The sequence below is a fragment of the Burkholderia crassaminum genome (assembly GCF_964265005.1).
Lineage (GTDB): Bacteria > Pseudomonadota > Gammaproteobacteria > Burkholderiales > Burkholderiaceae > Burkholderia.
The window spans coordinates 2,375,511-2,387,534 of record NZ_OZ183799.1 but is presented as its reverse complement, the minus strand read 5'-3'; the positions used below and the strand labels follow the sequence as shown (position 1 = coordinate 2,387,534).

Genomic DNA, 12,024 nt, shown 5'->3' with positions numbered 1-12,024 from the left:
GTTCCGACGAACAAGAATTGCTGATGGAGCGTGCATGGACGAGTTGACACTCGGTTTGATCGGCGCGGGCGCCGTCGTGGTAGGCGGCGTCGTGGTCTACAACGCATGGCAGGGCGCGAAGGTACGGCGCAGGATGCCGCGCCCGATGCCGGAGGAAGCGGCCGAGGCGATGAGCCGCCCCGACCGAGACGAAGAACTGCCGTTCATCGAGCCGGTGCGTCAGCCGGTGCGGCGCGAGCCCGCAGCACCGGCTGCAGCGGCCGCCACGCAGGCGGAAGTCGCGCGCGTCGAGCCGACCTTCGGCGGTGCAGCGCCTGCCGACATGCCGGCCGATCTGCAGGCCGAGGCAACCGGCGTCGACATGCCGGCCGAGGCGGTCGAGCCGGTTGCCGGCGAAGCCGCCGTGCCGGCCTCCGCGCACGAAGCGCCTGTTGAATCGGCCGAGCCGGTCGAACCCGTGCTGCCGGCCGCGACGACGATTTCGTCGGCGCCGCCGGCGATCGTCGACCGCCGGATCGACTGCATCGTGCCGATCCGCCTCGCCGGGCTGCTGCCGGGCGACAAGATCCTGCCGGCCGCGCAGCGGCTGCGCCGTGCGGGCAGCAAGCCCGTGCATATCGAAGGCAAGCCGGAGGGCGGCCAGTGGGAGTTGCTGCAGAACGGCGTGCGCTACGAGGAACTGCGCGCGGCCGCGCAGCTCGCGAACCGCAGCGGCGCGCTCAACGAGCTCGAGTTCTCCGAATTCGTGACGGGCGTCCAGCAGTTCGCCGACGCGATCGACGGCGCGCCGGAATTCCCGGACATGATGGAAACGGTCGCGATGGCGCGCGAGCTCGATGCGTTTGCCGCGCAATGCGACGCACAGCTGTCGATCAACGTGATGTCGGACGGCGCGCCCTGGTCGGCGAACTACGTGCAGGCGGTCGCGTCGCAGGACGGGCTGCTGCTGTCGCGCGACGGCACGCGTTTCGTGAAGCTCGATGCGAAGCAGAACCCCGTGTTCATGCTGCAGTTCGGCGATACGAACTTCCTGCGTGACGACCTCACGTACAAGGGCGGCAACATGATCACGCTGGTGCTCGACGTGCCGGTTGCCGAAGAGGACATCCTGCCGTTCCGGCTGATGTGCGATTACGCGAAGTCGCTGTCCGAACGGATCGGCGCACGTGTGGTCGACGATTCGCGCCGGCCGCTGCCGGAATCGACACTCGTCGCGATCGACCAGCAACTGATGAAGCTGTACGCGAAGCTCGAGGAAGCCGGCATCCCGGCCGGTTCGCCCATCACGCGCCGCCTCTTCAGTCAGTAACGCGAACACACGAGCGGCGGGCTTTGCAGCCGCCGTTCGTCGCTGCGGCGCACACCTCGCTGTTTGCGCTGCAGCACGCGTATCGGGTGCGCATTGCACGCCCCGCCGCGACGGCAAACTGAGATAATCGGGCATCCGATTTTCTCAGAACGAATCTGCCGCCAGCATGGCCCGAACCCAAGCCGAACCGCCAGCCAGCCAGCCCGACGCGCGTGCCGCGTGGCTGCGCGACCAACTCGAGCGGGCGAACTACGCCTATTACGTGCTCGACCAGCCGGATCTGCCTGACGCCGAATACGACCGGCTGTTCCGCGAACTGCAGCAGCTTGAAACCGATCATCCCGAACTCGTGACGCCCGATTCGCCGACGCAGCGCGTGGGTGGCGAGGCGGCTGGCGGCTTCACGCCGGTCGTCCATGACGCGCCGATGCTGTCGCTGAACAACGGCTTCGCCGACGAGGACATCGTCGCGTTCGACAAGCGCATCGCCGATGCGCTCGACAAGACGACCGATCTCGCCGGCTCGGTGACGGAGCCGGTCGACTATGCGTGCGAACTGAAGTTCGACGGTCTCGCGATCTCGTTGCGTTACGAGCAGGGCGTATTCGTGCAGGCGTCGACGCGCGGCGACGGCACGACCGGCGAGGACGTGACCGAGAACGTGCGCACGATCCGCTCGATTCCGCTGAAGCTGAAGGGCAACAACGTGCCGGCCGTGCTCGACGTGCGCGGGGAGGTGCTGATGTTCAAGCGCGATTTCGCACGCCTGAACGAACGCCAGCGCGCGGCCGAGCAGCGCGAATTCGCGAACCCGCGCAACGCGGCAGCCGGCAGCCTGCGCCAGCTCGACTCGAAGATCACCGCGCAGCGTCCGCTGTCGTTCTTCGCATACGGGATCGGCGTGCTCGACGGGATGCCGCCGCCCGATACGCACAGCGCGCTGCTCGACTGGTACGAGTCGCTCGGCCTGCCCGTGAACCGCGAGCGCGCGGTCGTGCAGGGCGCCGAGGGCTTGCTCGACTTCTTCCGCAAGGTCGGCGAGAAGCGCGACTCGCTGCCTTACGACATCGACGGTGTGGTGTACAAGGTCAACCGGCGCGACGAGCAGGAGCGGCTCGGCTTCGTGTCGCGCGCGCCGCGCTTCGCACTCGCGCACAAGTTTCCCGCGCAGGAAGCGCTGACGAAGCTCGTCGCGATCGACGTGCAGGTCGGCCGCACCGGCGCGATCACGCCGGTCGCGCGCCTCGAGCCCGTGTTCGTCGGCGGCGCAACCGTGACCAACGCGACGCTGCACAACGAGGACGAGGTGCGCCGCAAGGACATCCGGATCGGCGATACCGTGATTGTGCGCCGCGCGGGCGACGTGATTCCCGAGGTGGTCGGTGCGTTGCTCGACCGTCGCCCGGCCGATGCGGCCGAATTCGTGATGCCGACCGAATGCCCGGTGTGCGGCTCGAAGATCGAGCGCCTGCCGGACGAGGCGATCGCGCGCTGCACCGGCGGCCTGTTCTGCCCGGCGCAGCGCAAGCAGGCACTGTGGCACTTCGCGCAGCGCCGCGCGCTCGACATCGACGGGCTCGGCGAGAAGATCATCGACCAGCTCGTCGAGCTGAATCTCGTGCGCACGCCGGCCGACCTGTTCAATCTCGGTTTCGCGACGCTCGCCGAGCTCGACCGTTTCGCGGAGAAGTCCGCACAGAATCTGCTCGATTCGCTCGAGAAGGCGAAGCACACGACGCTCGCGCGTTTCATCTACGGGCTCGGCATCCGTCACGTGGGCGAATCGACCGCGAAGGATCTCGCGAAGCATTTCGGCTCGCTGACGCCGATCATGGACGCGTCGATCGAGGAGCTGCTCGAAGTCAACGACGTCGGGCCGATCGTCGCCGAATCGCTCCACCAGTTTTTCGCGGAAGAGCACAACCGGACCGTGATCGAGCAGTTGCGTGCACCGGGCAAGGTGACGTGGCCGGAAGGACCGCCCGCGCCGAAGGCGCCGCAGGGCGTGCTGGCCGGCAAGACGGTCGTGCTGACGGGCACGCTGCCGACGCTCACGCGCGATGCCGCGAAGGAAATGCTCGAAGCGGCCGGCGCGAAAGTGGCCGGTTCGGTATCGAAGAAGACGGATTACGTGGTCGCGGGCGCCGAAGCCGGCAGCAAGCTCGTGAAGGCCGAGGAACTCGGCATCCCCGTGCTGGACGAAGACGGCCTGCACCAACTCCTGGAGGGCAATACGCCATGATTCGCGAGATCCTGAAGATGGGCGATCCGCGCCTGCTCGAAGTCGCCAAGCCGGTCGAGCGGTTCGATACACCCGAACTGCACGAGATCGTCGCGGACATGTTCGAGACGATGCACCATGCGAACGGCGCCGGCCTGGCCGCGCCGCAGATCGGCATCGGGCTGCAGCTCATCATCTTCGGCTTCGGCAACAACAACCGCTACCCGGATGCGCCGCCGGTGCCCGAGACCGTGCTGATCAACCCGAAGGTCGAGTACATGCCGCCGGACATGGAAGAGGGCTGGGAAGGCTGCCTGTCGGTGCCGGGCATGCGCGGCGTGGTCAGCCGCTACGCGAAGGTGCGCTACAGCGGCTTCGACCAGTTCGGCGCGAAGATCGATCGTGTTGCCGACGGTTTTCACGCACGCGTTGTCCAGCACGAATACGATCACCTGATCGGCAAGCTGTATCCGATGCGGATCACCGACTTCACGCGCTTCGGCTTCACGGAAGTGCTGTTCCCGGGGCTCGATCCGGCTTCCGACGACTGATCCCGCTGCTTTCCCGGTTGCTCGTAGACAAGAAAAAGCCCGCTTGCGCGGGCTTTTTCATTGCATGGCGCACGGGTGTGCCTGCGGTCAGAACGTCTCGTCGGCCGACAGATAGCGCCATTGGCCCTGCGGCAGCGCGCCGAGCATCACGCGGCCCATGCGCACGCGCTTCAGGCCGATCACGTCGAGGCCGACCAGTTCGCACATGCGGCGGATCTGGCGCTTCTTGCCTTCGCGCAGCACGAAGCGCAGCTGTTCGCCGTTCTGCCAGCTCACCATCGCGGGCTTCAGCGCGACGCCGTCGAGCTCGAGGCCGTGGCGCAGCTGCGCGAGTGACTCCGCCGGGAAGTGCTGGTCGATGTCGATGAGTCGCTCGCCAAAGCGCACGCGCACCAGGTACTCCTTGTCGATGTCCGACTGCTCGCCGATCAGCTGCTTCGCGACCACGCCGTTCTGCGTCAGCACGAGCAGGCCGGTGGAGTCGATGTCGAGCCGGCCGGCCGGCGCGAGCGCGTGCAGGTGCTGCGGCGAGAAGCGTACCGGCGAATGGTCGCCGCTCCAGCGGTTCGCGCGCGTGATCAGCACGGCCGCCGGCTCGTAGCCGTCTTCCGCCTGGCCCGACACATAACCGACCGGCTTGTGCAGCAGGATCGTCACCTGCGCGGCTTGCGCGGCGCTCGCCCGTTCGTCGATCTCGATTTTCTGGTCGGCGCGGACCTTGGTGCCGAGCGTGTCGATGCGTTCGCCATCGACGAGCACCCAACCCTTTTCGATCCATTCGTCGGCTTCGCGGCGCGAGCACATGCCGAGCTCGGACATCCGCTTCGACAGGCGCATCAGGCCCGTTTCGTCGCCGTAGTCGACGTCGGCCGCAGCGCGCTTGACCGGTTGCGCGGTCTTGACCGCACCGAACGAGCGGCGTTCGCCGTCGCGTGCGGGGCGAGCCGGGCGGTCGCCGAAGCTGCGCTTTGCGCCTTCGCCGGCTGCCTTGTCGCGATAGGACGGGCGCTTGCCTTCGTCAGCGCCTGCGCGGCGCGGACGGGCGTCGTCGTCGTTGCGGCGCGGCGGGCGATCGGACGACGTGCGGCGGTCGCCGAAGCTGCGTTTTGCGCCTTCGCCGGATGCGTTGTCACGATACGGCGGGCGTGCGCCGCCTTCGCCACCCGCGCGACGCGGACGTGCGTCGTCATCACGACGCGGCGGACGATCGGACGACGTGCGGCGGTCGCCGAAGCCGCGCTTCGCGCCTTCGCCGGATGCATTGTCGCGGTACGGCGCGCGTGCGCCACCTTCGCCACCCGCGCGACGCGGACGTGCGTCGTCATCACGGCGCGGCGGACGATCCGACGACGTGCGGCGGTCGCCGAAGCCGCGCTTCGCGCCTTCGCCGGATGCATTGTCACGGTACGGCGGGCGTGCGCCGCCTTCGCCACCTGCGCGGCGCGGACGTGCGTCGTCATCACGGCGGGGCGGACGGTCGGACGACGTGCGACGGTCGCCGAAACTGCGCTTTGCACCTTCGCCGGATGCGTTGTCGCGATACGGCGCACGTGCGCCACCTTCGCCACCTGCGCGGCGCGGACGTGCGTCGTCATCACGGCGGGGCGGACGATCCGACGACGTACGGCGGTCGCCGAAGCTGCGCTTTGCACCTTCGCCGGATGCGTTGTCGCGATACGGCGCGCGTGCACCGCCTTCACCACCCGCGCGGCGCGGACGTGCGTCGTCATCACGGCGGGGCGGACGGTCGGACGACGTGCGGCGGTCGCCGAAACTGCGCTTTGCACCTTCGCCGGATGCGTTGTCGCGATACGGCGCGCGTGTACCGCCTTCGCCACCTGCGCGACGCGGACGTGCATCATCATCGCGGCGCGGCGGGCGATCGGACGACGTGCGACGGTCGCCGAAACTGCGCTTCGCCCCTTCGCCGGCCGCGTTGTCGCGATAGGGCGCGCGCGTGCCGCGTTCGGCACCGCCGTCACGCGGCGCACGCTTGGCCGGTGCGCGATCCGCGCCCGGGCGCTCGGCGCCTGCCGCGCCGCGCGGCTTGAACGAGCGTTCGCCGGCGGCTGCCGGGGCAGCCTTCTTCGGGCGGGCCGGCTTGTCCCCGGCGGGCGGCGCAGCGGGACGCACCGCCTTGCGGGCGACGAGGCTGCCGGAGCGGACAGGGGCGCGGGTCGGCGACGCCGGCTTCGGATTCTTGACGGTTAGTTTGGTGCGCATAAACGCTGGAATTCACTCAGACTGCGATCGCTCGCAGCAATTCGGTTTCGAGCTGGATCTGCAGGCGGTTGTCGGACAAGCCGGCGCCCGCGAGCAGGAAGATATCCTCGACGCGTTCGCCGAGCGTATTGATCCGCGCCGCGTGGACGCCGATCCGATGCTCGGCGAGTACGCGCGCGATCGAATAGAGAAGGCCCGGCCGGTCGTTGGCCGACACGGACAGGATGTAGTACTGGCCGCGCTCGTCGGCCCGCAGGTCGACGCGCGGCGTGATCGGAAACGTCCGGGACAGCCTCGACAGGCGGCCCTTGGACGGTTCCGGCAGCGGTGCGGTTTCGGCGAGCCGCGTCGCGAGCTGCTGTTCGACGAGATTCGCGATGTCGCGGTACCGCACGTCACGTTCGGTCTGCGTGACGATGAAGTTGTCGAGCGCATAGCCGTGGCGCGTCGTGCTGACGCGCGCGTCGAGCACCGACAGCCCGTTGCGGTCGAAATACGCACAGATGCCCGCGAACAGGTCGGGGCGGTCCTTCACGTACACGAGCACCTGCAGCGCGTCGCCGATCGGCGACGGCCGCGCGCGGACGATCGCGGTTTCGGCGTTCACGTGCCGGTACAGCACGCGTGTCTGCCACGCGATGTCGGCCGCGTCGTGACGCAGGAAGAAGCCGACATCGAGCTGATCCCACAGCGCGCGGTGCGCGTCGTCGGGCACGGTCTCGAGGCGCAGCAGCGCGAGCGCCTGCTCCTGTCGCGACTTCAGCTCCGAATGCGCGTCGGGGTTGGCGCCGCCGAGCACCGCGAGCGTGATGCGGTACAGGTCCTCGAGCAGCTTGCCTTTCCACGTGTTCCACACCTTCGGGCTCGTGCCGCGGATATCGGCGACGGTCAGCAGGTACAGCGCGGTGAGGTAGCGTTCGTTGCCGACGACTTCGGCAAAGCGCTTGATGACTTCGGGGTCGCTCGTGTCCTGCTTCTGCGCGACCTGGCTCATCGTCAGGTGATGCTGGACGAGCCATACGATCAGCGACGCGTCGTCGCCGGCGATGCCGTGCTCGCGGCAGAAGCGCCGCGCATCGGCCATCCCGAGCGTCGAGTGGTCGCCACCGCGGCCCTTCGCGATGTCGTGGAACAGCGCCGCGACATACAGCACCCACGGGCGCTCGAAGTTGCCGATCAACTGGCTGCAGAACGGATATTCGTGCGCGTGCTCGGCCACCGCGAAGCGGCGGATGTTGCGCAGGACCATCAGGATGTGCTGGTCGACCGTATACACGTGGTACAGGTCGTGCTGCATCTGTCCGACGATACGGCGGAAATTCAACAGATACCGGCCGAGCACGCTCGTCTGGTTCATCAGCCGGAACGCGTGCGTGATGCCTTCGGGCTGCTGCAGGATCCGCATGAACGTGTCGCGGTTCTGCGGATCGCGGCGCCACGCGTTGTTCATGATCTCGCGCGAGTTGTACAGCGCGCGCAGCGTGCGGGCGGACAGGCCCTTCACGCCGCGGGTCGTCTCGTACAGCAGGAACGCTTCGAGGATCGCGTCGGGATGGCGTTCGAATACGCCGTCGTCGACGATCTCGAGCATGCCCTGCTTCTCGACGAAGCGGTCGGGCGACAGCACGCGCGTGATGCCGCTCGTCGCGGGGAACAGCTGCGCCTCGATGTTCTGGATCAGGATCGTCGCGAGCTGCGTGACGGCTTTCGCGGCCCAGTAGTAGCGGCGCATCAACTGCTCGCTCGCGCGCTTGGCCTGCGTCGGCTGGTAGCCGAAGCTCTCGGCAGCCTGCGTCTGCAGGTCGAACACGAGCATGTCCTGGCGGCGGCCGGCGATCACGTGCAGCCGCGCGCGCAGCGTCTTCAGGAAACCTTCGTTGCGGCGCAGCTCGCGCGCTTCGCGATCGGTGATGAGGCCGCGCGTGTCGAGTTCGCGCCAGCTGCTGCCGAACCCCGCCGCGCGCGCGATCCACAGGATCGTCTGCAGGTCGCGCAGCCCACCGGGGCTTTCCTTCACGTTCGGCTCGAGGCTGTACGGCGTGTCCTGGAACTTCGCGTGGCGCTGGCGCATCTCGAGCACCTTCGCAGTGAAGAACGCACGGGCGTCGAGCGCCTCGTGGTAGCGCACCGTGAAGCGCTCGAACAGCGCGGTGCTGCCGACGATGCGGCGCGCTTCCAGCAGCGAGGTCTGCACCGTGACGTCCTGCGACGCCTCCTCGATGCACTGCGCGACCGTGCGCACGCTGCTGCCGATCTCGAGGCCGAGATCCCATGCCATCCCGATGAAGCGCTCGATGCGCGCGTCGAGCGCCGGGTCGTGCGCATCGGGCAGCAGCACGAGGATGTCGACGTCGGAATAGGGCGCGAGCTCGCCACGCCCATAGCCGCCGACGGCGACGAGCGCGAGCGTCGCGGGCAGCCCGCAGTCGTCCCATACGCGCTTCAGCGCTTCGTCGGTGAGTTTCGACAGTGCGTGCATCAACGATGCGACGTTCGCCGCGCGGCGAAAGCGCTCGAGCATCTCCGTCTTGGCGGCCTTGAATTCGGCGCGCCGCGACAGCGCGTCGGGCGAGGGGGCGGCGTGAGCACTCATGGGCGGCCGTTCAGGTGCGGGCGGGGCGGGCTGGCGCGACGGCGCTCAGACTGCTGCGGCCGGTTGCGCGAATACTGGGCGCGCCGGCGTGCCGGCCGACACGGTCAGCACGTCGTAGCCGGTTTCGGTGACGAGCACCGTGTGCTCCCACTGCGCCGACAGGCTGCGGTCGCGCGTCTTGACCGTCCACTGGTCGGGCATCGTGCGGATGTCGCGCTTGCCGGCGTTGATCATCGGCTCGATCGTGAAGATCATCCCGGCCTTCAGTTCGATGCCGGTGCCCGGACGGCCGTAGTGGACGACCTGCGGATCCTCGTGGAACACCGTACCGATGCCGTGGCCGCAGTATTCGCGCACGACGCTGTAGCCCTGTGCTTCCGCGTGCTTCTGGATCGCGTAGCCGATGTCGCCGAGGTGCGCGCCGGGCTTGACCTGGTCGATGCCGAGCCACATGCACTCGTAGGTGGTCTGCACGAGGCGCTTCGCGAGGATCGAACCGTCGCCGACGATGAACATCCGGCTGGTGTCGCCGAAATAGCCGTTCTTGATCACGGTGATGTCGATGTTCAGCGCATCGCCGTTCTTGATCACCTTCTCGCCGGGAATGCCGTGGCAGATCACGTCGTTGACCGAAATGCAGGTGGCCTTGGGGTACGGCGGATAGCCGGGCGGCTGGTAGTTCAGCGGCGCGGGGATCGTGCCCTGTTCGTTGAGCATGAACTCGTGACAGAGGCGGTCGAGTTCGGCGGTCGTGACGCCCGCGACGACGTGCGGCGTGATGAAGTCGAGCACTTCGCTCGCGAGACGGCAGGCGACGCGCATCTCGGCGATATCGTGTTCGTTTTTGAGCGTAATAGTCATCGAGGTATGCCTGGAATGCGGTGAATTGACGGATTATCGCACCTTCTGGCAGGCGTCGCAGCCCCTGCCGGCGGTGCGGGTGCGGGTTTTCGCGGATTGTCCGGCGGGCTGCCGCGCGGCAAGCGAAAGTGGTGAGCGACTTGAGAGCGGACAAATCGGCGTGCTATACTCTTTGGCTAAGTCGACATCCAAATGCCGAGTTTGTCCCATTCTGGGGCGGCATCGCGGTGAAAGGCTTACGGCACGGGCGTTTTGCACGTGTCGAATCGCAAGCCGGCGCAACCAGGGTGCCGGCCGCGCGGAATCGGTGCCTTTCGGGCAGATCCGCGCGGCGGTACGGCAGCCGGCTTAAGACCCAACCCTCGTGGAGAATTTACATGGCAGTTACGATGCGCCAAATGCTGGAAGCGGGTGTCCACTTCGGTCACCAGACGCGCTTCTGGAACCCGAAGATGGCTCCGTTCATTTTCGGTCACCGCAACAAGATTCACATCATCAACCTCGAAAAGACGCTGCCGATGTTCACGGACGCACAGAAGTACGTGCGCCAGCTGGCAGCGAACCGCGGCACGATCCTGTTCGTCGGCACGAAGCGTCAATCGCGTGACACGATCGCCCAGGAAGCGCAGCGCGCAGGCATGCCGTACGTCAACGCACGCTGGCTCGGCGGCATGATGACCAACTTCAAGACGCTGAAGGTGTCGATCAAGCGCCTGAAGGACATGGAAGCAGCTGTCGAATCGGGCGAAACCGAGAAGATGAGCAAGAAGGAAGCGCTGCTGTTCGAACGCGAAATCGCCAAGCTGCAGAAGTCGATCGGCGGCGTGAAGGACATGGGCGGCATTCCGGACGCAATCTTCGTCGTCGACGTCGGCTACCACAAGATCGCCGTCACCGAAGCGAACAAGCTGGGCGTGCCGGTCATCGCCGTGGTCGATACGAACCACTCGCCGGAAGGTGTGGATTACGTGATCCCGGGTAACGACGACTCGAGCAAGGCAGTCGCGCTGTACGCTGAAGGCGTGGCCGACGCGATCCTCGAAGGCCGTGCGAACGCGGTCAACGAAGTGGTCCAGGCCGCACGCGGCGACGACGAGTACGTCGAGGAAAACGCGTAACTGGCCCCGAGCCGGCGCAAAAAGGGGGCTCTCAACAGGCCCCCTTTTTTTAAGCTTGTGCGCCGGACCTGATCGCGCCGAATCGGCGCGGGTCCGGAAACGAATCTCGGCCGTTCGCGTCCAAGCGGGCGGCGTTGTGAATACAGACTCAAGGAGCGAATGATGGCGGCAATTACCGCAAGCATGGTGGCAGAACTGCGCGCAAAGACCGACGCACCGATGATGGAGTGCAAGAAGGCGCTGACGGAAGCCGACGGCGATCTGGCCAAGGCTGAAGAGCTGCTGCGCGTCAAGCTCGGCAACAAGGCGAGCAAGGCGGCATCGCGCGTGACGGCCGAAGGCGTCGTCGCATCGTTCGTCGGCGGCAACGCAGGCGCGCTGGTCGAGCTGAACTGCGAAACCGACTTCGTCGCGAAGAACGACGACTTCCTCGCGTTCTCGAAGACGGTTGCAGAACTCGTCGCGACGCAAAACCCGGCCGACGTGGCTGCGCTGTCGGCGCTGCCGCTCGACGGCTCGACGGTCGACGCAGTGCGTCTGGCACTGGTCGGCAAGATCGGCGAGAACGTGTCGATCCGCCGTTTCGTCCGCTTCGAAACCGCGAACAAGATCGCAACGTACCTGCACGGCGCGCGTATCGGCGTGATCGTCGAGTACACGGGCGCGGAAGAGCAGGTCGGCAAGGACGTCGCGATGCACATCGCGGCAATGAAGCCGGTCGCGCTGTCGTCGGCCGACGTGCCGGCGGAACTGATCGAAACGGAACGCCGCGTGGCCGAGCAGAAGGCCGCGGAATCGGGCAAGCCGGCTGAAATCGTCGCGAAGATGGTCGACGGTAGCGTCCAGAAGTACCTGAAGGAAGTGTCGCTGCTGAACCAGACGTTCGTGAAGAACGACAAGCAGACGATCGAACAGATGCTGAAGGCAGCGAATGCGGCAGTGCAGAAGTTCGCGCTGTTCGTCGTCGGCGAAGGCATCGAGAAGCGCCAGGACGACTTCGCCGCCGAAGTGGCCGCGCAAGTCGCAGCAGCAAAGCAGCAGTAAGCCGTAAGCAGTCAGGCAGTATCCGCGGCGGGCGTCCGTTCCGCCGCGGTCGGCGCCGCCGCCGGCCGGCCGGGAAACCCGGTCCGACCGCCGGCGCTTGCCCG

At 67.1% G+C, this 12,024-nt stretch carries 8 protein-coding genes; 5 read left to right on the top strand and 3 right to left on the bottom strand.

Translation table 11 applies throughout. From position 1 onward, the window contains the following. The first annotated feature begins 34 nt into the window (after window positions 1-34). The 3 genes from ACPTTF_RS10985 (at window position 35) to def (ending at window position 4,081) form a co-directional block, all read left to right on the top strand. Window positions 35-1,309 carry a cell division protein ZipA C-terminal FtsZ-binding domain-containing protein gene (locus tag ACPTTF_RS10985; protein ID WP_423371183.1) on the top strand — a complete coding sequence of 425 codons (1,275 nt, stop codon included), beginning with the start codon at window positions 35-37 and terminating at the stop codon, window positions 1,307-1,309. Between the two features lie 166 nt (window positions 1,310-1,475). Beyond that, complete coding sequence (gene ligA / locus ACPTTF_RS10980) at window positions 1,476-3,551, top strand: NAD-dependent DNA ligase LigA (RefSeq protein WP_423371182.1); 2,076 nt, start codon at window positions 1,476-1,478, stop codon at window positions 3,549-3,551. Further along, window positions 3,548-4,081: a peptide deformylase gene (def, locus tag ACPTTF_RS10975; RefSeq protein WP_423371181.1), complete on the top strand. Its 534-nt coding sequence runs from the start codon at window positions 3,548-3,550 to the stop codon at window positions 4,079-4,081. The genes ligA and def overlap by 4 nt, the downstream gene beginning before the upstream one ends. A gap of 87 nt (window positions 4,082-4,168) precedes the next feature. On the opposite strand, the gene ACPTTF_RS10970 is transcribed toward def, so the two are convergent. The 3 genes from ACPTTF_RS10970 to map are packed head-to-tail and all read right to left on the bottom strand — an operon-like array spanning window position 4,169 to window position 9,758. After that, window positions 4,169-6,304, bottom strand: a complete 2,136-nt coding sequence (locus ACPTTF_RS10970) for a pseudouridine synthase (RefSeq protein WP_423371180.1) — start codon at window positions 6,302-6,304, stop codon at window positions 4,169-4,171. 16 nt (window positions 6,305-6,320) lie between these two features. After that, entirely contained in the window at window positions 6,321-8,897 is a 2,577-nt protein-coding gene (locus ACPTTF_RS10965) for a [protein-PII] uridylyltransferase (protein WP_166960027.1), read from the bottom strand. 45 nt (window positions 8,898-8,942) lie between these two features. Then, window positions 8,943-9,758, bottom strand: coding sequence for a type I methionyl aminopeptidase (gene map, locus ACPTTF_RS10960; RefSeq protein WP_166960024.1), 816 nt, complete (start codon window positions 9,756-9,758; stop codon window positions 8,943-8,945). 377 nt (window positions 9,759-10,135) lie between these two features. On the opposite strand from map, the gene rpsB reads away from it, so the two are divergent. Together rpsB and tsf are read left to right on the top strand one after the other, a co-directional pair. Beyond that, window positions 10,136-10,876, top strand: coding sequence for a 30S ribosomal protein S2 (gene rpsB, locus ACPTTF_RS10955; RefSeq protein ID WP_011352461.1), 741 nt, complete (start codon window positions 10,136-10,138; stop codon window positions 10,874-10,876). A gap of 162 nt (window positions 10,877-11,038) precedes the next feature. After that, window positions 11,039-11,920, top strand: a complete 882-nt coding sequence (gene tsf / locus ACPTTF_RS10950; protein ID WP_166960022.1) for a translation elongation factor Ts — start codon at window positions 11,039-11,041, stop codon at window positions 11,918-11,920. Window positions 11,921-12,024 lie beyond the last annotated feature (104 nt).

Coding starts and splice junctions, on each gene's coding strand:
- ACPTTF_RS10965 (WP_166960027.1), bottom strand. CDS start 8,897: ATGAGTGCTCACGCCGCCCCCTCGCCCGACGCGCTGTCGCGGCGCGCC.
- tsf (WP_166960022.1), top strand. CDS start 11,039: ATGGCGGCAATTACCGCAAGCATGGTGGCAGAACTGCGCGCAAAGACC.
- map (WP_166960024.1), bottom strand. CDS start 9,758: ATGACTATTACGCTCAAAAACGAACACGATATCGCCGAGATGCGCGTC.
- rpsB (WP_011352461.1), top strand. CDS start 10,136: ATGGCAGTTACGATGCGCCAAATGCTGGAAGCGGGTGTCCACTTCGGT.
- def (WP_423371181.1), top strand. CDS start 3,548: ATGATTCGCGAGATCCTGAAGATGGGCGATCCGCGCCTGCTCGAAGTC.
- ligA (WP_423371182.1), top strand. CDS start 1,476: ATGGCCCGAACCCAAGCCGAACCGCCAGCCAGCCAGCCCGACGCGCGT.
- ACPTTF_RS10985 (WP_423371183.1), top strand. CDS start 35: ATGGACGAGTTGACACTCGGTTTGATCGGCGCGGGCGCCGTCGTGGTA.
- ACPTTF_RS10970 (WP_423371180.1), bottom strand. CDS start 6,304: ATGCGCACCAAACTAACCGTCAAGAATCCGAAGCCGGCGTCGCCGACC.